Origin of the sequence: Methylovirgula sp. 4M-Z18 (assembly GCF_037890675.1) — a bacterium.
Taxonomy (GTDB): Bacteria; Pseudomonadota; Alphaproteobacteria; order Rhizobiales; family Beijerinckiaceae; genus 4M-Z18.
Genome location: NZ_CP149574.1, coordinates 2,404,079 through 2,423,375, shown reverse-complemented (window position 1 = coordinate 2,423,375; position 19,297 = coordinate 2,404,079). Strand labels below are relative to the sequence as shown.

Annotated in this window: 15 protein-coding genes and 5 pseudogenes; 12 read left to right on the top strand and 8 right to left on the bottom strand. The window is 59.9% G+C overall.

The features are described 5' to 3' along the window. Nucleotides 1-71 precede the first annotated feature (71 nt). Nucleotides 72-1,289 (top strand): L,D-transpeptidase family protein, encoded by a 1,218-nt coding sequence (locus V9T28_RS11230; protein WP_245423872.1) that lies wholly within the window; start codon nucleotides 72-74, stop codon nucleotides 1,287-1,289. 77 nt (nucleotides 1,290-1,366) lie between these two features. Here V9T28_RS11230 and V9T28_RS11225 read toward each other — a convergent pair whose 3' ends face one another. After that, nucleotides 1,367-1,531, bottom strand: a complete 165-nt coding sequence (locus V9T28_RS11225) for a hypothetical protein (protein WP_199499958.1) — start codon at nucleotides 1,529-1,531, stop codon at nucleotides 1,367-1,369. Between the two features lie 113 nt (nucleotides 1,532-1,644). Here V9T28_RS11225 and V9T28_RS11220 point away from each other — a divergent pair, with 113 nt between their 5' ends. Both V9T28_RS11220 and guaA read left to right on the top strand, forming a co-directional pair. Beyond that, nucleotides 1,645-2,940, top strand: a complete 1,296-nt coding sequence (locus V9T28_RS11220) for an RsmB/NOP family class I SAM-dependent RNA methyltransferase (protein WP_116399820.1) — start codon at nucleotides 1,645-1,647, stop codon at nucleotides 2,938-2,940. A gap of 112 nt (nucleotides 2,941-3,052) precedes the next feature. Beyond that, nucleotides 3,053-4,618 carry a glutamine-hydrolyzing GMP synthase gene (guaA, locus tag V9T28_RS11215; protein WP_116399038.1) on the top strand — a complete coding sequence of 522 codons (1,566 nt, stop codon included), beginning with the start codon at nucleotides 3,053-3,055 and terminating at the stop codon, nucleotides 4,616-4,618. Nucleotides 4,619-4,807: 189 nt separating this feature from the next. Here guaA and V9T28_RS11210 read toward each other — a convergent pair. Beyond that, nucleotides 4,808-5,041: pseudogene (locus V9T28_RS11210) on the bottom strand (IS3 family transposase); the annotation flags it as partial. A gap of 108 nt (nucleotides 5,042-5,149) precedes the next feature. After that, nucleotides 5,150-6,001 (bottom strand): LysR family transcriptional regulator, encoded by an 852-nt coding sequence (locus tag V9T28_RS11205; protein WP_116399819.1) that lies wholly within the window; start codon nucleotides 5,999-6,001, stop codon nucleotides 5,150-5,152. 112 nt (nucleotides 6,002-6,113) lie between these two features. On the opposite strand from V9T28_RS11205, the gene V9T28_RS11200 reads away from it, so the two are divergent. After that, a complete protein-coding gene (locus V9T28_RS11200) occupies nucleotides 6,114-7,109 on the top strand; it encodes a zinc-dependent alcohol dehydrogenase family protein (protein WP_116399037.1) in 996 nt (331 codons plus the stop codon). Nucleotides 7,110-7,604: 495 nt separating this feature from the next. Here the strand turns inward: V9T28_RS11200 and V9T28_RS11195 are convergent, their stop codons facing one another. From V9T28_RS11195 to V9T28_RS11185, 3 genes and pseudogenes are all read right to left on the bottom strand, one after another. Beyond that, nucleotides 7,605-7,976: a helix-turn-helix transcriptional regulator gene (locus tag V9T28_RS11195; RefSeq protein WP_116399036.1), complete on the bottom strand. Its 372-nt coding sequence runs from the start codon at nucleotides 7,974-7,976 to the stop codon at nucleotides 7,605-7,607. A 304-nt stretch (nucleotides 7,977-8,280) separates the two neighbouring features. Further along, a pseudogene (locus tag V9T28_RS11190) lies at nucleotides 8,281-8,652 on the bottom strand (transposase); the annotation flags it as partial. Between the two features lie 98 nt (nucleotides 8,653-8,750). Next, nucleotides 8,751-9,515, bottom strand: coding sequence for a GntR family transcriptional regulator (locus V9T28_RS11185; protein ID WP_199499955.1), 765 nt, complete (start codon nucleotides 9,513-9,515; stop codon nucleotides 8,751-8,753). 248 nt (nucleotides 9,516-9,763) lie between these two features. Between V9T28_RS11185 and V9T28_RS11180 the strand changes: the two are divergent. The 3 genes and pseudogenes from V9T28_RS11180 to V9T28_RS11175 all read left to right on the top strand — a co-directional run. Continuing rightward, nucleotides 9,764-10,111 (top strand): annotated as a pseudogene (locus V9T28_RS11180) (fumarylacetoacetate hydrolase family protein); the annotation flags it as partial. Between the two features lie 168 nt (nucleotides 10,112-10,279). Continuing rightward, nucleotides 10,280-10,435 carry an amidohydrolase family protein gene (locus V9T28_RS23375; protein WP_445242168.1) on the top strand — a complete coding sequence of 52 codons (156 nt, stop codon included), beginning with the start codon at nucleotides 10,280-10,282 and terminating at the stop codon, nucleotides 10,433-10,435. A gap of 505 nt (nucleotides 10,436-10,940) precedes the next feature. Then, entirely contained in the window at nucleotides 10,941-14,252 is a 3,312-nt protein-coding gene (locus V9T28_RS11175; protein ID WP_158554694.1) for an autotransporter family protein, read from the top strand. A gap of 155 nt (nucleotides 14,253-14,407) precedes the next feature. Here the strand turns inward: V9T28_RS11175 and V9T28_RS11170 are convergent. Beyond that, nucleotides 14,408-14,918, bottom strand: a pseudogene (locus V9T28_RS11170) (AraC family transcriptional regulator); the annotation flags it as partial. Here V9T28_RS11170 and V9T28_RS11165 point away from each other — a divergent pair. Next, nucleotides 14,908-15,010, top strand: a pseudogene (locus tag V9T28_RS11165) (IS481 family transposase); the annotation flags it as partial. The pseudogenes V9T28_RS11170 and V9T28_RS11165 sit on opposite strands and share 11 nt — an antisense overlap. A 216-nt stretch (nucleotides 15,011-15,226) precedes the next feature. Here the strand turns inward: V9T28_RS11165 and V9T28_RS11160 are convergent. Next, nucleotides 15,227-15,907 carry a GntR family transcriptional regulator gene (locus V9T28_RS11160; RefSeq protein WP_116399033.1) on the bottom strand — a complete coding sequence of 227 codons (681 nt, stop codon included), beginning with the start codon at nucleotides 15,905-15,907 and terminating at the stop codon, nucleotides 15,227-15,229. 73 nt (nucleotides 15,908-15,980) lie between these two features. On the opposite strand from V9T28_RS11160, the gene V9T28_RS11155 reads away from it, so the two are divergent. The 4 genes from V9T28_RS11155 to dapA all read left to right on the top strand — a co-directional run bounded on the left by V9T28_RS11155 (nucleotide 15,981) and on the right by dapA (nucleotide 19,291). Further along, the gene (locus V9T28_RS11155) at nucleotides 15,981-16,640 is read left to right on the top strand and encodes a GntR family transcriptional regulator (RefSeq protein WP_116399032.1); all 660 of its coding nucleotides are present in this window, start codon (nucleotides 15,981-15,983) and stop codon (nucleotides 16,638-16,640) included. Nucleotides 16,641-16,771: 131 nt separating this feature from the next. Beyond that, nucleotides 16,772-17,602 (top strand): ABC transporter substrate-binding protein, encoded by an 831-nt coding sequence (locus V9T28_RS11150; protein ID WP_116399031.1) that lies wholly within the window; start codon nucleotides 16,772-16,774, stop codon nucleotides 17,600-17,602. Nucleotides 17,603-17,677: 75 nt separating this feature from the next. Continuing rightward, entirely contained in the window at nucleotides 17,678-18,370 is a 693-nt protein-coding gene (locus tag V9T28_RS11145) for an amino acid ABC transporter permease (RefSeq protein WP_116399030.1), read from the top strand. A gap of 30 nt (nucleotides 18,371-18,400) precedes the next feature. Then, nucleotides 18,401-19,291: a 4-hydroxy-tetrahydrodipicolinate synthase gene (gene dapA, locus V9T28_RS11140; RefSeq protein WP_116399029.1), complete on the top strand. Its 891-nt coding sequence runs from the start codon at nucleotides 18,401-18,403 to the stop codon at nucleotides 19,289-19,291. The last annotated feature ends 6 nt before the right edge of the window (nucleotides 19,292-19,297 follow it).

The window sequence follows — 19,297 nt, the reverse complement described above, 5'->3', positions numbered from 1 at the left end:
TGTTGCGGAAAGATGAAATCATATCGCAGCCGCAATTCTGGTGATTCTCCAGAGGGGGCTTGGAGATGTTGATGCGTTGTTCCTTGAGCTGGGGTGTTCGTGCTGCCTCTATCGCCTTCACCGGTCTCGCCATTGCTGGATATCTGCATTTAGACGCCGCTCACCTGCAAAAGTCGCGGCAGGCCGTCGCGTTGCCCGAGCGGCCGCATATCGCCCCCGTGCAGCTCGCCGCAGACAATACACCATCCGTCATTGCAGTGCCCGCGCGGGAGCCCAATCTGCCGCCACTGCCGCTAAGCAAGTTCGAACTCGACACGCCGGAGCAAATTGCCGCTGCTCCTTCCGTTCCGCCGGCGCGTCCCGTCGATCTGACGCCGTCGAACTTGCTGGCCAATGCCCAGCCTACACATGAGGAAGCCGTACCGCTGCCGCCCGCGAGGCCGGTCCTCGCCAGTCTCGAATTGCCGCCGCTGCCCGTGCCCAACCCCTTTCGCACTTTGGAGCGGCGGGCGAGTGTGACACCGCCGGCGCCGGCTGCTCCCGTTGCCGCGCAACCGGCTCCCTCGGCGACCGTCATGGCTTATGCCCCGCAGCCGCCCGTTGCCGCGGCGCCATCGATTTTTCAGAGCCTGACCTCGTCGCTGCGCGTTGCCGAACCGCCGACGCTGGGGGCACCGGTGGCCATCCGCATCTTCAAGGAAGAGAAGCAGTTGGAGCTGTGGACCGAGCGGGACGGCCGCTATTCGCTCTATAAATCCTTCCCGATCTGCCAAATGTCGGGCGGCCTTGGACCGAAGCAGAAGGAAGCAGATTATCAATCGCCGGAAGGCTTCTATGCTGTCTCGGCGAGCCAGCTCCAGCCGAATTCCAATTATTTCAAGGCTTTCAATATCGGCTATCCTAATGCCGTCGACCGGCAGAACGGGCGCTCCGGCGGCTTGATCATGGTGCATGGCAATTGCGTGTCGATCGGCTGCTTTGCCATGACCGACAAGGGGATTGCGGAAATCTATTCCTTCGTCGAAGCCGCCATCCGGCACGGCCAGAAAGATGTGCCAGTCGAGATCTATCCGTTCCGCATGACGTCCTACAATATCTCAATGCATTCCTTCAGCAGCCCATGGGGCGGCTTCTGGCGCGAGTTGCAGGTGGGATACGACATGTTTAATCAAACTGGGCGCCCGGCGCGGGCCATGGCTTGCAACGGCCATTATCGCTTCGGCTCCGAGGCGAGCGCGGGCTGCACGCCGGTCGCGGGCTGGAACGTGCGCGTCGCCGCGCAATATTAGCCAAAGCCTTTTGACCATAAAAAATCCGGGGTAGACAGCTACCCCGGACTTCGCGCATCTCAATAGAGGCTGCGAGCTTACTGCTGCTCGCCGTGGCAACCCTTGTGATTTTCCAAGCGGGTCTTCGCGTCCAGGCACTTCTTGGCCGGCGGCGCGGGAGCGGGTTCCGGCGCCGGCTGTGCGCAGGCGGTGACGCTCAGCACCAAGGCGATGGCGGCGACAGAGAGAATAACACGTTTCATTGAATAAGCCCCAGATTAGGAGTTGCAAGGTTGCGCTGCATGTGAAACGACGCGCGCACCCGAATGTCAAGGCGGTCTTGGCGCTTTCGTGTTTTAATTATGGCGATTTTCGGATGACCCCTTCCGCCCGTGTTTCCGCTGCTATTGAAATTCTCGGTGTGACCTTCGGGCAACGCCGTCCCCTGGCGGAAGCCCTGAAAGATTGGGGCATCGCGCACCGGTTCGCCGGTTCGAAGGACCGGGCGGCGATTGCGAATCTCGCCTTTGATGCGCTGCGGGTCCGTGCCTCCTCCGCCTATGCGATGGGCAGCGACGAGCCGCGGGCTCTGCTGATCGGCGCCTTGCACGATCTACGCGGCCTGGACGTCGCCGGGATGGAGGCGCTGTTCTCCGGCGAGCGCTTCGCACCGGAGCCTTTGAACGACGCGGAACGGGCGCGGATCGGCGCATGGTTGCTCGAAGGCGCACCCGATCATATCGCCGGCAATTATCCCGACTGGCTCGCGCCGTCGCTGGGGGCTGCCTTTGGCGCGGATGCTGTGGAGGAGGGGCGGGCGCTCGCCACACGGGCGCCGGTCGATCTGCGGGTCAATGTGCTGAAGGGCGCCCGCGATAAGGCGCGCAAATTGCTGGAGCATTTGGAGCCTGAGCCGACGCCTTTGTCGCCCTATGGCTTGCGCATTGCCGTCGGCAGCGACGGGCGCGGGCCGTCGATGCTGGCGGAAACCGCCTATGTGAAAGGCCTCGTGGAAGTACAGGACGAAGGCTCACAGATCGCGGCGCTGCTGGCGGCGGCAAAATCTGGCGAACAGGTGCTCGACCTGTGCGCCGGCGGCGGCGGCAAGACCTTGGCGCTGGCTGCGCAAATGGACAATCGCGGCCAGATCTACGCCCATGATTCCGACGGCCGCCGGCTGACGCCGATTTTCGACCGGCTGGAGCGTTCCGGCGCGCGCAATGTGCAGACCCGCCCGCCGCGCGGCCAGGTCGACGTGCTGGCCGATCTCGCCGGGCGGTGCGACCTCGTCTTCGTCGATGCGCCGTGCACCGGCACCGGCGTCTGGCGCCGCCATCCGGACGCCAAATGGCGGATGCGGCCGGGCGCCCTGGAGACGCGGCGGCGCGAGCAGGAGGAGGTGCTCGCCAATGCGGTGCGCTTCGTAAAACCCGGCGGCCGCATCGTCTATGTGACCTGTTCGATCCTGATTGAGGAGAACGAGGCGCAGGCGAAAAGCTTTCTGGAGCAGCACCCGAACTTTACCGCCGTGCCGGCCGAGCAAATGGCGAAAGCCGCCGGACTGCCCGACCTCGCCCGCTTCGCTTCCGCGCATGGCCCCGGCCTCCGCCTCTCGCCGCGGACCGCCGGGACCGACGGGTTCTATGTCGCCGTGCTGATGGCCAAGGAATGAGGCAAATGCCGCATGGCTGTCGCGCGTCAAAATCGGCCTGACTGCCCATATTTTTCGTTCCAGTTCCGCGTGATTTCCTCTATGCGGTCGCTTTGGCACGGAAGGACGAGATATGGCCGCTACGACCGCTCACGATAAAATCCTCATCATCGATTTCGGCTCGCAGGTTACCCAGCTCATCGCGCGGCGGATCCGCGAAAGCGGCGTTTATTGCGAAATCCATCCGTTTCAGAGCGCGCAAGCGGCATTCGACAAATTGCAGCCCAAGGGCGTGATTTTCTCCGGCGGTCCGGGCTCGGTGCCGGCCGAAGGCAGCCCGCGCGCGCCGCAGGTGGTGATCGAGTCAGGCCTGCCGATTCTCGGCATCTGCTATGGCCAGCAGGTGCTGTGCCATCAGCTCGGCGGCACGGTGGAAGGCGGCCATGCGGCGGAATTCGGCCGCGCCGACGTGCAGGTTCTCGCCGATTCGCCCCTGTTCGAGGGCATCTGGCAGAAGGGCGGCGCCTACCCGGTCTGGATGAGCCATGGCGACCGCGTCACCCAATTGCCGGACGGCTTCGAGGTGAAGGCGACCTCCGAAAACGCGCCCTTCGCGGTCGCGGCGGACGAGAAGCGCCGCTTCTACACAACCATGTTCCACCCCGAAGTGGTGCATACGCGCGACGGCGCGAAACTGCTCTCCAACTTCGTGCACAATATCTGCGGTTGCAAATCCGATTGGACCATGGCCGCCTACCGCCAAGAGATGATCGCCAAGATCTGCGATCAGGTCGGTGCGGGCAAGGTCATCTGCGGCCTCTCGGGCGGCGTCGACTCGGCGGTGGCCGCCGTGCTGATCCACGAGGCGATCGGCGACCAGCTCACCTGCGTCTTCGTCGACCATGGCCTGATGCGCCTCGGCGAAGCAGAGGAGGTGGTGCGGCTTTTCCGCGACCATTACAACATCCCGCTTGTCCATGTGAACGCGGAGGACATGTTCCTCGCTGAACTGGAGCGCTGCGGCTCCGATCCGGAAGCCAAGCGCAAGGCCATCGGTCGGCTGTTCATCGAAGTGTTCGAGGCCGAAGCGAAGAAGATCGGCGGCGCCGAATTCCTCGCGCAAGGCACGCTCTATCCGGACGTGATCGAAAGCGTCAGCTTCACCGGCGGCCCGTCGGTGACGATCAAGAGCCACCACAATGTCGGCGGCCTGCCCGAGCGCATGAAGATGAAGCTCGTCGAGCCCTTGCGCGAACTTTTTAAGGACGAAGTGCGCGTGCTCGGCCGCGAACTCGGGCTACCGGAAGCTTTCGTGGGCCGCCACCCGTTCCCGGGTCCGGGCCTTGCCATCCGCTGTCCTGGCGAGATCTCGAAGGAAAAACTCGACATCCTGCGCAAGGCCGACGCGATCTATCTCGACGAGATCCGCAAGGCCGGGCTCTACGACAAGATCTGGCAGGCATTCGCCGTGCTCCTGCCGGTGCGCACGGTGGGCGTGATGGGCGACTATCGCACTTACGACCACGTCTGCGCGCTGCGCGCGGTGACCTCGATCGACGGCATGACAGCCGACTTCTACCCCTTCGACATGAACTTCCTGGGCCGCGCAGCGACGCGGATCATCAACGAGGTGAAGGGGATCAACCGGGTGGTGTATGACGTGACGTCGAAGCCGCCGGGGACGATCGAGTGGGAGTGACGGTGCGTACTGTGGAGTAAAGTAGAGTAGGGTAGCGGGTTATATGCGATCTTATCCCAGCGATAGTTGTCGATAGTTCTCGCATCGATCTGTCATATGCAAACAATTTGACTCGCGCTAAGGTCCAGTGCGTTAAGGACTCACCTATTACCAGATGAATGAGCTGTCGCCGATTTGGTGGCCACCATCCTAAGCTAACGACGCCAGCTTTTCGAACTCCATCGGGCTGAGATAGCCGATGGTCGAATGACGCCGTCGCGGATTGTAGAAGCGCTCGATGTAGTCGAACACGTCGGCCTTGGCCTGGTCTCGCGTCCGGTAGGTCTTGCGCGCTGTTCGTTCTGTCTTGAGCGAGGAGAAGAAGCTCTCCATCGCAGCGTTGTCCCAGACGTTGCCGGCGCGGCTCATCGAGCAGACGATGCTGTATCCGCCATCAATCACTGGAACTGGTCGCTCGCGTATTTGGCGGATTCAACCGGTCGTCGCAATACCGGAACCAAGGAGGTTGCGATGGACATTCGAAAGCGACGATCAATTCGCCAGCCGCTCGATCACTAGATCGACCAGCGCTCTGAGACGCCGCATGCGCCGCATGTCCCGATGATAGCCGATCCACGTATCGCGTGTCGGCGGCGGTTCTCCAAGATCGACACGTTCGATACCGGCCGTCGGATCCCCAAGCGGGCGTGGCAGCACGGCAATCCCAGCGCCTAAGGCGCAGAGCCGAGCCTGGACTTCGCGATTGTTGCTCCGCAGGACTACATGTGCCTTCGGCAACATTCGCTCTATCCAAGCCACGTCGGGCATGCCGCCGAACGCCGTATCCATCAGTACCATAGCACAGCCCGCACCGTTGCCCGGCACAGGGTGCGGCTGGCCGGCGCGGATATAGACGCCGTATTCCATGCGCAACAGCCGTCGAGAGATCACCTCGGCCTCGTCGAATGGCCGGATCCGGAAGACGAGGTCCGCTTCCCTTCGCGGCAGACTGTAAAAACGTTGGTCGGTGAGCAGTTCGACAACGACGCGCGGATGGCGACTAGCGAACTCGGCGAGGACCGGTGCCAGCACCGTCACGCCGAACCAATCCGAGCAGGATAGTCGGAGCATCCCTTCCAATTCCGAATCCGTACCGGCCAGCTGCCGCTGTACCGCCAGCGCTTCCTCCTCCATGCGTTCCGCGTGGCCCATTATGGCCTGACCCTCATTCGTGAGAACAAACCCGTCGGCGGTGCGCTGAAACAATGTGTGCCCCACGGCATGTTCGAGCGCACGCAGTCGCCTGCCCATAGTCGGCTGGGTCTGGCCGATTTTCCGCGCCGCTGCACCCAGCGTCCCCTCTCGGGCGATTGCGAGGAAGATGCGGAGATCGCTCCATTCCATGGCTTTGTCCATCCATAATTGAATGATAATCGTTCAATATCTTTGATTTCAATACAAGACGGCATGCACCAAATATCGTGTTGATGAAATGACGCGAGAAAGGACTTTTGCCATGTCGACCTCAACAACAATGATCGCAGCCGTTCTCAAGACCTACGACGCCCCGTTCGAAATCGGGCCCGTTGCCCGTCCCGAGCCGGATGCCGGCCAGGTGCTCGTGCGGATAAAGGCGAGCGGCGTCAATCCGCTCGATGCCAAGATCCACGCCGGTGAGGCTACTCATGCCCGCCACCCGCTGCCGGCAATCCTCGGCATTGATCTCGCCGGTCGTGTCGAGACGGTCGGCCCGGGCGTAACGACCTTTCGCCCTGGCGACGAGGTCTACGGCATGACCGGCGGCGTTGGGGGGTTACAGGGCTCGCTGGCCGAATATGCGGCCGTCGATGCTGACCTACTCGCGTTGAAGCCCGCCAATATCAGCATGCGGGAAGCCGCAGCCCTGCCGCTGATCTTCATCACCGCATGGGAGGGGCTGGTCGATCGGGCATCCGTGCATGCAGGCCAGAAGGTGCTGATTCAGGGCGCCGGAGGTGTCGGACATATTGCGATCCAGATCGCTGTTGCCCTGGGCGCCGAGGTCTTCGCGGTGGATTCGTCCGCGAAGGCGGAATTCATCTCGGGGCTGGGTGCTACACCGATCGACTACAAGACGCGGACTGTTGAGGACTATGTCGCGGAGCATACCGGGGGAGCCGGCTTCGACGTCGTCTACGACACGGTCGGTGGGGCCACGCTCGACACGTCCTTCAAGGCGGTTCGCCGCTTCGGGCATGTCGTGAGCTGCCTCGGCTGGGGCACGCATGCGCTGGCGCCGCTATCCTTCCGCGCCGCCACTTATTCCGGCGTCTTTACGCTTCTGCCGATACTGTCCGGCGAGGGACGCGCGCACCATGGCGAGATACTGCGCGAGGCGACGAGGCTGGTAGAAGCCGGACAAGTGATCCCTCAGCTGGATCCCCGCCGCTTCAGCCTTGACCAGGCCCTTCTTGCGCACCAGGCAATCAAGGACCGCAGCGCAAGAGGCAAGCTCGTGATCGAGATTGGCTGACCCCAATTGGACGGACTTGGTTGGAAGCGCCGACGTGGCAGGGCACTTCCATCAAAATGCTGAGGATCTCGACGGGTCAACCGCGACTGTTTTGCGCGCTGTCGATGCTTGGGGGCTCCTGAATGTCCGCTTCGCACATTCCAGGCCTCGAAGCCGCAAGTCCGCTTCCGGGCCCATGGCAGTCGTTCCCTGATCCGTGTCAGGAGCGCTCCCGGCTTGATGTCATAGGGAAGCTCACGAACGATTTCACATTCGACATCATGAGTCGTCAGCGCCTTTGTGAACTCCGCGAGCTTCCGATCGGTGCGACATGAGAATCCTCCTGTTAGTGGCAATACCCAACGCAGCGAGGAACGTCGGGTTGCCTCTCGATCCTTCCTTCAGGTGAAATGGGCGATCACTTGGCTTTGAAGGAACGGAGGCGGTTCGAGCTAAGTGGCTTGTCGTCGTGATGAGTGGGCCATCGCGCCCGTGCTGACGCGATGGTCCTCCGTTTTAGATCGATCCGCCGTCGGTCCGTTTAACCGGACGGCTCTTGCGCCGATGGACGTCGGGCCCCGGCGCGATCTTCGCGCGACCCTCAATATAAGCCTGGCGGCGCTGCTCCAGCCATGCTCCGACCTCTTCAAGGTCCCGCACGACACATCGCAGCGTGAGATTGAAGCGGTGAGGGAATTCGCCGCGCTTCTCCATCTCGTAAATGGTGCTTTCGGCGAGCGGCACGATGAGCTGCAACTCGTGCCGCCTTATCGTTCGCGGCAGGCCTGTTAGGACGGTTGCGGGACCCGAATATCCAACGGGATCTTTGTCTCCGTCATCATGATAGGGCATCATCAGGACGCGTACGCGGCTGGGCTTATTGGTCATGTCTATCCTCCTGTGGTTGGAGGATGTTTGATGAACCTCGAATTCGCCTGTTCGCGAGGGTTTGGAGATGCTCATGAAGGGGCGCTGACGGTACTTTTGGAAGCATTCGCGCTCCCTCTGTCAGATATGCACGTGCACCTCGACGGCCGATAGTAGTCGATAGATGGGCTGCAGGGGCTAATGGAAACTCTTCAACGAAATCAAGAGCGTAGCTATTTGACGGCCCGCAGGTCGGTAGTATTTGGGCTCAAAAATATTTTCCTTAGTAAATTCAATGTGTTAGCATGTCTATGAACAATCGAGTGGGAAAGAACCCCTTTTTTAGCAGGCTCGCGGCCGTTCGGTGCGCCTTCAGATGGGTGGAACCGATCATGATGCGCTCTGGCTTCGGCCCTTCCGCCGCAAGGCTGGCGAAAATCCGATCGAACACGCCACGTCGGCGCCAACGGATGAAACGGTTGTAGAGCGTCTTGTGCGGACCGTAGCCCTTCGGTGCGTCCTTCCACTGCAAGCCGTTGCGGATGACATAGACGATCCCGCTCACAACGCAAAGATCGCCAACCCGCGGCACGCCATGCGCCAACGGAAAACACGGCGATATGCGCGCCATCTGGCGCTCACTCAGCAGAAACAAATCACCATCACAGTCTCCCAATCCGGACGCTGTGAATCGCATCTCATCCTAATTTAATAGGTCCGCAGCCTAGTATAAGGCTTAAAGGTCTAGCGATATGCGCTGGCCATCGGCACCTCACGACAGCCGGAAGCGGGATGTCAGGCGATCAGCGGCGAGCTGTCTGCAGGCCCAGCTTCGAGCAAGGAGATCGTGCAGCGCAAGGACGTCTCGAGATGCGTCTCTAGCGCTTTCATAGCGCCTGCCTGATCGCGTTTTGCGAGCGCGTCGAGGATTGCGCGATGCTGGACGATCGTTTCCTCACCGGCGCCAGGAGAGGGCAGGGCCAACAGCCTGTACCGGTCCATCTGCGCTTTTGAGACGTCGACAGCCTTCCACAACATGGTGAAGCCGTTCACCTCGGCAATGTAGCGGTGAAAGTCATCGTCTCGCGTGATCGCTTCATCGAAACGCGAGCGTTTCACTGCGGTCTCGTGCGCATTGATGATGTCTTCCAGATCTTGGATATGATGCGCCTCGATGACGAGGGCCGCCCGCTTAATGCTCTCAAGCTCAAGGGCGATGCGGATAATGTAGGCTTCCTCGACTTGCTTGCGGCTGATATCGGCGACAAAGGTACCGTTCTGCGCGAAAACTTCGATCAGACCTTCATCGCTGACCTTCTTGACGGCTTCGCGAACCGGAGTGCGGGAAATGCCGAGCTTCAATGCAATCTCGATTTCGTTGACGGGTGAACCTGGCGCGAGTTTACCGGTAACGATCGCCTTGCGGACGAGCGCATAGACCTGGTCCCGCAATGGGATAGCCCTGTTGAGCGACACGCCTTGCAGGAATTCGGTCAACCTGTCGTTGGCCTCCTGCGCTGCGTGTGGCTTGCCTGGTGTGTCCGATGTTCTCGAAGCCATGGCCTTTGTCCCATCGCTTGCTGCCACGTGTTCCGCGTCGAAATCGCACAACACTGGGCTCTAGGCGCGTACAAATCAATCGGCTCAGTTTCAACACCAATTTAAGGCCGGCATTATACTAATGTAATATCCAAAAGCAATCCCTCTGCGACTACCCGATCGAAAGCGAGAGGCGTTGTCGCGCAAGAGGGAATGGTAGGAGACGGGCCCAAATCATTCTTCAAGGGAAGGCTCAGCAATGAAGCCAGGGCCAGTGGATCAAGGGCAAGAGCTGTGACACGTTTGGACCGACCGGTCCCTTGCTGGTCACCAGGGACGAGATCGCCGATCCGCAGAACCTTTCCATGTGGCTGACGGTCAACGGCGAGACCATGCAGAATGGCTCGACCAAGACCATGGTCTACGGCGTGGCCCACCTCGTCTCCTATCTCTCGCAGTTCATGTCGCTTCATCCCGGTGACATCATTTCTACCCGCATACCGCCCGGCGCGGGCATGGGTATGAAGCCGCAGCGCTGGCTCAAGCCCGACGATATCGTTGAACTCGGCATTGCTGGGCTCGGTTCGCGGAAACAGCACGTCTACGATGACCGCTGAGTCGGCGGGCGAAAACCATGGCCGCCCCTCTTGTCGACGCGCACCATCACTTCCGGCGGGTTGCCCGCGGCGACTATCATTGGATGTCGCCCGCCACGGGGGGAGCCGCTCTGCCGGGATTGCCTGCAGCAGGATCCGGCGCTGCTTGTGTTCGGCGCCGACCGCCTGATGTTTCGCAGCGACCGGCCGGTGTGCCTTCAGGCAGGCAGCTATGCTGAAGCGCTCAATGCCCTCCGCGGGGTTCTCGATCCGGCTCTTTCGGCCGATCAACGGGCTGCCGTTTACGGTCTAAACGCGATCCGATTCTACCGAGTAACGGTATGACGCAAAAACTGCTCGACATACACACAGCCCACACTTGCGCGTCATATTATATTAGTATAACGCGAAGGAATTGATGTCGGCGACGACGGACACTCTTCGCATACAACGGATCAATTAAGACGTTTCCGGCGATTAGACCGCATTTTTTGTAGTTCATTCGAACTTTGGGGGAAGAATAATGATTTCAAGTAAGCCATTTAGAATTGCAAATCTTTGCCATGTAAAATCCGACGCAAAGAAACTCCGTCTTTTGACAGGCCGATTACTCGGCTCCACTGCTTCATTCGCTCTGCTTGCTGCAGCGGGATTCGGCGCGGCTACTTTCCTCGCCGCGTCTCCGGCGCATGCCAATTGTGTCACCAGCAGTAACACAACGACGTGCGATACCACGTCCCCTAACCCCTACACGACGATCATCGGCACAGGACCGAGCAACGCGTCCGGCGCCACGGTGAATATTGGGCCGAACGCTCAGCTTGTAGTCGGCGATTCAAGTGCGATCAGCGTGAGCGACAATGCCACGATCACGATCGCGAGCGGCGGATTGGTCAAAAACACGGCGGTCAGCAATAATGGCCTTTACAGCACTGGCGCCAACACCATCGACTTTCGCAATAACAGCAGGTTGACGATACAAGCCGGCGGCCTGCTGTACGCGGCTGGTACGCAGGGTTCAGCCGAGGCTGTGAATCCAGAAGGCAGTGGCAACGTCATCGACAACTACGGAACGATTCGTGCCGATAGCGCAGCGGCGATCTGGTTTCAGAACACGAGCGGCACCAATACCGTCATCAACGAAGTCGGCGGCGTGATCCAAGGACCCAGCCTCACGGCGAACGTGATGGGCGCCTCCGGCAATGGTGCCGTGAACTTTACGAATATGGGCGCTGTAAAAGGCAGCCTGCTTTTTGCGGGCGGCAATGACACGCTCAACCTCGTTACCGGCTCCACAGTCAGCGGCAGTATCAATGGCGGCGGTGGAAGCAACGCCCTGATACTGAGTGGCACAGGAACCGATACGCTGCCCACGATCACCAATTTTCAGACTTTGACGAAGCAGGACTCCGGCATTTGGACGATAACGAACCCGCTCAATAGTATCAGCGGCAGCAGTCCCCTCACGGCCGAGGTGCAAGCTGGCACGCTCGTGCTTTCGGGTGCTGCTGGCAACAACACGAGCTTCACGGGCACGATGTTGGTGGACCAGGGAGGTATTCTGCAGGCCTCGTCGCAAAACCTTCCTCCCGTCATCACTGATAACGGGCAGGTCCAGTTCACGCAGACCACGAACGGCACCTATAGCGGCCTCATCAGTGGCGCGGGCTCCGTCATGAAACTCGATTCCGGCACGCTCGTGCTAGCGCCCAGTGCGGCCGGCGGAAACACCTATTCTGGTGGAACCTACATCAACCAGGGTGCCGTCGCCGTTGGCAGCGATGCGGCACTCGGCGCGGCGACCGGGCCAATTACGTTCAATGGCGGCACGCTGCAATTCTTGAGTAGCTTCAACCTTTCCTCTTCCCGTGCCATCACATTGAACGCCGCCAACAATGGCTTTGCCGGCGGCGGCACGATCGACACCAACGGCGTCCAGACGACGGTCGCGCAAGGCATGGCCGGCGCTGGTGGGCTGACGGTCGCCGACAGCAGCGGCACCGGCACGGGTAAGTTGACCCTCACCGGCGCGAACACCTATGCTGGCGGAACGACCATAGCGGCGGGCACGCTGCAGTTGGGCAATGGCGGCACGAGTGGCAGCATTGTCGGCAACGTGACGAACAATGGCATTCTTACTTTCAATCGTTCCGACACCGTGACCTTCCCTGGCACCATCTCCGGCGCCGGCGCAGTCAATCAAATTGGGGCCGGCACAACGGTCTTGACAGGAGCCAACACCTACACCGGCGGCACGACCATTGCAGCGGGCACGCTGCAGTTGGGCAATGGCGGCACGAGTGGCAGCATTGTCGGCGGCGTGACAAACAATAGTGCTCTTACCTTCGATCGTTCCGATACGCTGACCTTCCCTGGCACCATCTCGGGCACCGGTGCTGTCAATCAGATTGGGACCGGCACAATGGTCTTGGCTGGCGCGAACACCTATACGGGTGCGACAACGGTCTCTGCAGGCACATTGCAAGCCGGCACGTCTGGCGCTTTCAGTCCTGGCTCCAACTTTACTGTCGACAGTGGCGGCACGCTGGATGCCAACGGCATCAACCAAACCGCGGCGGGGCTCACCAACGCCGGCCTGGTGGCAACCAACCTACGGGGTAATTCCGTTGGCACGACATTGACCGTTGCCGGCAATTATGTCGGTCAGGGCGGCACACTACGGCTCAACACCTATCTTGGCACCGACGGATCGCCCTCGGACAAACTCGTTTTGAAAGGCGGCGCTGCAAGCGGCACGACCTATCTCGATGTGAGGAACGTCAATGGGCCCGGGGCCCTCACGTTCGCCAATGGCATTCAAGTCGTGCAGGCGCTAAACGGCGCAACCACGACAGCGACCGCTTTCGCCCTCGCCCGTCCCGCGCTTTCGGGCGCCTATCAATATAAACTGTTCTTTGGTGGCGTGGGCGCGGATGCGAATAACCAAAGCTGGTATTTGCGCGATCAGATGCCTGTGACGCCGCCAGGGACATCACCAACCGCTTCGTCCACACCGGAACCGACCGTTCCCATGTATCGATCTGAAGTGCCAGTTTATCTGGCGGACCCAGAAGTTGCGAACCAGCTCGGTTTTGCGATGGTCAACAATCTGGACGTTCGCACCCTTGTCGATTATCGGGCAGTGGCGGCCGTTCCTGCCGCGCCGGTACAGACGACTTGGTGCGAGGACCCGAAAAAAAGAGTCCGTTACCGCTGCGTTGTTCCCGGCGATAAGGTCGCGCATTACACGGACGCTCGTAATAAGGAGATCGCCGATTATCAGACCCATGGCATGTGGGGTCGCATTTTTGGCGAATACGGCACCCAGAAACCGAGCGGCAATTATGGTTTGAGTACCAACAATGCCTTCCTTAACGGCAAGGGACCGCAGTACGACTACGGCATGGGTGGCATTCAAGTCGGCTTCGATGTCCTGCACAAAGACAATAGCGACGGCTCGCGCGATCGTGCCGGTGTCTATCTAGGTTATGGCCTCGCCCATGCCGATGTGAAAAATATTTATGACAGCGGCGACGCCGGCAAAATCGATCTGTCGGGCGAGTCACTTGGAGCTTATTCGACTCATTACGGCCAAGCTGGCTGGTATGTCGATAATATACTGCAAGGAACCTATTTCGATCGCATTCATGCGAGTGGCTCCAATAGCGGCATGACGACGGACGGTTGGAGCGGCATCGCTTCGATCGAAACAGGCTATCCGATCAAGGTTGGCTCGAACGACTGGACGATCGAGCCGCAGGTCCAGGCAATCTATCAGCATGTGGATTTGGGTAGTGGCACCGACGCCTACGGCCACACGTCCTTTGGTCGTACCGATGACGTACGTGGCCGGATCGGTGCGCGCCTCACTCATCCGCTGGCCTTCGCCGACGGGCGACTGGCGACGATCTGGATGCGTGTGAACGTGTGGCACGATTTCATGATCAACAAGCCGCAGGCGACATTCAGTAGCCTTAATGGCTTAAATCCAGTCTTGCTCAATGGCACGCTTGGCGGCACTTGGGGCGAGGTGGAGGCGGGAGCGTCGACACAACTGACCAAGACCGTCGCGTTCTTCGGTTCGGCCTTCTACGATCATTCGATCGACAACGGCCGCAGCTATGCGATCGGTGGTCGCGCCGGCCTCAAGTGGACCTGGTAATAATCCTCGGTGGCATTGTCATGTCTGGATGTCCATATACGTTCCACATATGAAAAAGCCCCTATTGGGCCGTGAACCCATAAAGATCGAGATTGGGTGGATAACGGCCTGTCCATTTCTTGCGATAGGAAGGGACAGGCCGCCGTCAGAGGGTGCTATTTCAGCGGCAAAAACAGTTCCGCGACCGTCTCATGCTCCGGCACCTCCGGGAGGAAGCTCAGCCGCTGACAATAGGTCGGGAAGTCGTGTGCTTCCTCGCCGCTGGCCGGAAGCCAGTCGCGATAAAGCTAGAGCGCGGCGGGCTCCAGATTGTCGGTGTTGCCGACGACACGCAGCACCGCGCAGCGTCCGCCAGGGATCTTGCCGGCTTTGATCTGCTTGCCGTTCGCCTCGATCGGTTGGTCCGTCCCGACACAAAGCTCCACGCTATAATCGGTAGGCGACGCAGGACGCCGCCCGGAACGCCGTTGGGCTTGTCTTGGGGTGCAGGCCAGCGGCCTTGCCCCACGCGACGAACCGATGGATGGTGGCGCCGAGCGTCGCCGGGTCGCCCCGATGCTCCATGATCGCCACCGACGTGGAGGGCACTTCGCGAATCGTCACGTCGGCAGTAGTAAAAGTCTTCTGCATGAGCTTGCTCCTCGCGTTGTCGAGAGGTCCGAGGGACCCGCGCTCGACCAGCCTTTCGGTAGAGGCGGAAGCGGTCATCGTCGCGTTCCGGCGGCACACGTTGCTGCCGCTCGACGATTGCCTCTGTTGTTGTGGCGCACCCGTAAAGAACCTGGCCCATAGCGCATCCCTCCAATCGACAGACAGGATCGCACCATCAAACCCCGGGATCAAACATCTAGGGCGGGCGCATGCAGCCGAGTTCCTAGGCCCGGCACCAATTCTCACCCCAGATCATCCGGCACGCCGTGGGGCTCTATAGGCGACATTTCAACACAGTGTAAAAGACGAACAAAGGAGTGGTTCTAGGAGCCGTTAGCTCCCAAATGATACCGCATGAATTCGATAAGGCTTTGGATATGCGAATGCACGGATGCGCGTATGTCTTGTGGATCACCGCTTTCGAGCGCTTCGACGATCACCAGATGCTCCGTCGAGTCGGGCAATAGCCGCTCCTTTAGGCGGTCGATCTCGAAAAGCCGCGTCGTGGCCCTCAGTTCGCGGAGCACCTTGGCCATGACGCCATTACCGCAATAGTCGATAATCATGTTGTGCAGATTGTCGTCGGAAAACCAGTGCGCATCCGTGTGATACGTCGTGGCGCCCATCAGTTCCTGAATTTCCCGGCGAACCAGGATGAGTGTCCGGCGAGGGATGCTGCCTGATGCGAGCACGGCTGCTTCGGGCTCAATCAACTGGCGAAGCTTCAGGCTTTGCAGATACTCGCCGACATCCACGCGGCGAACGACGTAATTTCTCCCGTCGCCTTTGCGCACGAGGCCTTCGCCTTCCAGGCGCTGCAACGCTTCCCGCAGGGGCGTGCGGGAAATGCCCAGCGATTCGGCTAGTCTCGCCTCAACGACAATGTCACCGCCGCGGAGTTGACGGTGCCGGATCATATCGGACACGGCCTTGTAGGTCAGCGTTGCCAAGCTGTGCGGGCTGCCATCCTGAACCCCGTCCCGTACGCCGCGCTCTTGCATCATTGAAATTTCGCCGTCCTCCGACATGCAATCTTGGTATACCGTCTATATACTATATCGAATCCAATAAGGGTACATGCTCGTGAATGACGCCAGCGATGAGGTAACACCAAGCGGAACGAGCCTCGCGGAGGACGTCTACCGCCGTTTGCATCACGATATTCTGAACGGGTATTTGCCTGGCGGAACGATTGTTCAGGAACGCCGGCTTGCGGCCAAACTGGGCGTTTCGCGAACGCCCCTGCGCGATGCGATCGGTCGCATTGAAGGGCAGGGGCTCATTGTGCGCAATGCTCGCGGTGTTCTCGCTGTTCGGGTGATTTCACTGGAAGACTACCTCAATTGTATCGCATTGCGACTTTTGACGGAGCCAAGCGCAGCAGCGCTCACAAGCACGCGCATTTCATTGGAAGAAATCTCGCGGCTGGATGGCATTTTGGCGCGGATCGAAGCGGAGACCGATCCGCCCGCGGATGTCGTGTCCGATTTCGACGACGAACTGCACGGCGCCATCGGTCTCAACAGCGGCAATCCGTTTCTGGCCCAGACGATCGCGGATATGCGGCGATATACGATGATTTTCGAGCGGCAGCTCATTCCAAGGCGCGGAGCACCGGGGCAAACAGACCACCGGGCGATTGTCGCGGCGCTGCAGGCACGTGACCCGGATCGCGCGCAAGCGGCCATGGCGCAGCATCTGCAACGGGTGCGGGAACGCGTCTTGGCCCATTACTGAAAGCCGGATTTACGCAGAACATCCTTTTTTGCACGAGGTCTTGCCTGGGACGGAAAAATATGTATTAATCTGGTATACCAATATGATTTGATTGGTATGACGCGCGAAACCAACGATGTTCAGAGGGTTCCATGAAACGTTCCATGCTTCCGGTTGCCCTTGCGGCGATCGTCTTGACCAGCGGCTCGGCCGCTTTTGCTGCCTCATGCAGCCCGAAGGTGCCGGATACGGAGTTGATCAAGCCTGGCACGTTGACCATGTCGACCAATCCGACTTTGCCGCCGCTGCAATTCGTCGATTCGAGCGGTGACTTGAAGGGGATGCGTATCGAAATGGGGACGGAGATCGCCAAGCGCCTATGCCTCGATCCGGAATATATCCGCATCGAGTTTTCTGCGATGATCCCCGGCCTTCAGGGCAGGCGCTGGGATATGATCAATACCGGCATCTTCTTCACCGAGGAGCGTGCCAAGATCATGCAGATGGTCCCGTACGAGGAGCAAGCGATCAGCATTTCCGTCGCTCCGGATTCCAGCGTGAAAATCGCAAGCAAAGACGACCTTGCCGGGAAAACCTTGGGCGTGGAAATCGGCGGGTTCGAGGAAAACAAGGCGCGTCAGCTTGACAAGGAATTGCAGGGCGCCGGCAAGGCGGGGGTGACGGTCCGCACCTTCGACAATTTCACGCTTGCGTTTCAGGCCCTGCGGGCGGGGCAAGTCGATGGGGTTGTTACCATCGACGCTGTGGCCAAAGAATACGACACCCGCGGCGATTTTAAGCGGGTGCTGAGTGGCCTTTATCCGGCGTCCGTCGCGGTTGCATTTCAGAGCCCAAAATTGGCCGATGCGGTCGCGAGCGTGATGAATGATATGAAAGCCGACGGATCGATGAAAGCGCTGTTCGACAAATACGGCTTGAACGTTCCGGCGGCTGCCTATGCCGTTAAAGGGCCAGGCCGATAAGACTCTGTCGCAGGACTCACACTGAGTGCGCTGACCTTTGGACAGCGCCTCTTCGTACGCCAAGAGGCCGCGCGAATGCTGAAATGGAACTGGGCCGGTTTTTTCGATTACCTCGTCAACCCGTTCATTCTCGGCGGTGTCGCGACGACTCTATGGCTCACGGTGGTGTCGCTGATGGGCGGCCTCGTCATGGGATTTGGTCTTGCGCTGATGCGCCGGTCGGAGCGAAGAGCAATTTCCCTGATCGCCCAAGGTTACATATGGCTCTTCCGCGGCACGCCGCTTTTGGTGCAGTTAATCATCATCTATACCGCGCTTCCAGTGCTCGGCATTCGCTTTTCCGTTGTCGAAGCCGCATTGCTGGGCCTTGCGCTGAATGAGGCGGCTTATCTTGCCGAGATCGTGCGGGCCGGGATCGACGCCGTTCCCATCGGGCAGATCCGGGCGGGCCGGGCCCTTGGCATGACTGAGCCCAAAATCATGCGCCATATCGTGATGCCTCAAGCTTTCAAAGTCATTATCCCACCGCTTGGCAATTCGGTGAACGGCCTTCTGAAGACGACGTCGGTGACCTCCGTCATCTCGATGGAAGAATTGCTTCGCCGCACCCAGGTCCTGATCCAAGAGCGTTTCATGGTGCTGGAACTCTTCGCGGTCGCGGCGCTGTACTATCTGCTGATGACCACGGTCTGGGATGTGGCGCAACGCCATATCGAGAAACGCTTCGGTCACGCCGCGTCGAAAATGTCCATCAGCGATCAGCGCTGACGTGTTTCATAATACCGCAGGTACTTTACAATGACTCAGAAATTCCGAGGCGTCTTTACGGTGATGATCACGCCGCTGACCAATGATGGTCAGATCGACCTGAAGGCGCTCGCTGACTTCACGAACTGGCAGATTCAAGAAGGCATACATGGATTGATTCCTTTGGGGTCGACCGGCGAGTTTCTTTCGCTTTCGCAGGAGGAGAGGGATGCCGTCGCCAGAACGGTGATCGAGACGACGAACGGCCGCGTTCCGGTCCTGATCGGCACCGGCGCGGAGGATACGCGCGAGAGCGTGCGCCTCAGTCAGCAGGCCCAGCAAATGGGTGCCGACGGCGTCATGATCATTCCCCCGTTCTACTCGACGCCGACCGACGATGAACTCGTTCAGCATTACCGCACGATCGCCAGCGCGCTCGATATTCCGATCATGGTTTATAACAACCCGGCAACCGCCAACGTGGATATGAGACCAGAGCTGCTCGCACGCCTGGCCGAAATTCCGGGCTGTAGCTACGTGAAGGAATCGACATTGGAGATCACACGTGTTCGCGATATTATTCGGCTCGCCGGTCCCAACATGACCGTATTTGGCGGCATCCTTGGATTTGAGTCCTTTGTGATGGGCGCGCAAGGGTGGGTCGCCGTGGCGTCCAATGTCGCGCCTGCAGCCATGGCGCGAATTTTCGAGCTCGTCGCAGACGAGGGACGGATCGATGAGGCGCGCAACCTCTATCTCAAGTGGTTACCGATCATTCAGGCGGTTGGCGGCCAGGCCTATGTCGCCGGCTCCAAATCGCTGTTGAACCACATGGGATTCCAAGCGGGACCGCCACGCCCGCCGCGCCTGCCGTTGCCGGCTGCCGACGACGTTGCGATGAAGCAACTCGTCGCGCAATTTCAGTTGCGATTTGCCGCCTGAGGATAG

Excerpts from the sequence above, each read along its gene's own strand:
- V9T28_RS11205 (WP_116399819.1), bottom strand. The coding sequence starts at position 6,001 with ATGGAATGGAGCGATCTCCGCATCTTCCTCGCAATCGCCCGAGAGGGG.
- V9T28_RS11200 (WP_116399037.1), top strand. The coding sequence starts at position 6,114 with ATGTCGACCTCAACAACAATGATCGCAGCCGTTCTCAAGACCTACGAC.
- V9T28_RS11160 (WP_116399033.1), bottom strand. The coding sequence starts at position 15,907 with ATGATGCAAGAGCGCGGCGTACGGGACGGGGTTCAGGATGGCAGCCCG.
- dapA (WP_116399029.1), top strand. The coding sequence starts at position 18,401 with ATGACTCAGAAATTCCGAGGCGTCTTTACGGTGATGATCACGCCGCTG.
- V9T28_RS11155 (WP_116399032.1), top strand. The coding sequence starts at position 15,981 with ATGCTCGTGAATGACGCCAGCGATGAGGTAACACCAAGCGGAACGAGC.
- V9T28_RS11195 (WP_116399036.1), bottom strand. The coding sequence starts at position 7,976 with ATGACCAATAAGCCCAGCCGCGTACGCGTCCTGATGATGCCCTATCAT.
- V9T28_RS11185 (WP_199499955.1), bottom strand. The coding sequence starts at position 9,515 with ATGGCTTCGAGAACATCGGACACACCAGGCAAGCCACACGCAGCGCAG.
- V9T28_RS11230 (WP_245423872.1), top strand. The coding sequence starts at position 72 with ATGCGTTGTTCCTTGAGCTGGGGTGTTCGTGCTGCCTCTATCGCCTTC.
- guaA (WP_116399038.1), top strand. The coding sequence starts at position 3,053 with ATGGCCGCTACGACCGCTCACGATAAAATCCTCATCATCGATTTCGGC.
- V9T28_RS11150 (WP_116399031.1), top strand. The coding sequence starts at position 16,772 with ATGAAACGTTCCATGCTTCCGGTTGCCCTTGCGGCGATCGTCTTGACC.
- V9T28_RS11220 (WP_116399820.1), top strand. The coding sequence starts at position 1,645 with ATGACCCCTTCCGCCCGTGTTTCCGCTGCTATTGAAATTCTCGGTGTG.
- V9T28_RS23375 (WP_445242168.1), top strand. The coding sequence starts at position 10,280 with ATGTTTCGCAGCGACCGGCCGGTGTGCCTTCAGGCAGGCAGCTATGCT.
- V9T28_RS11225 (WP_199499958.1), bottom strand. The coding sequence starts at position 1,531 with ATGAAACGTGTTATTCTCTCTGTCGCCGCCATCGCCTTGGTGCTGAGC.
- V9T28_RS11145 (WP_116399030.1), top strand. The coding sequence starts at position 17,678 with ATGCTGAAATGGAACTGGGCCGGTTTTTTCGATTACCTCGTCAACCCG.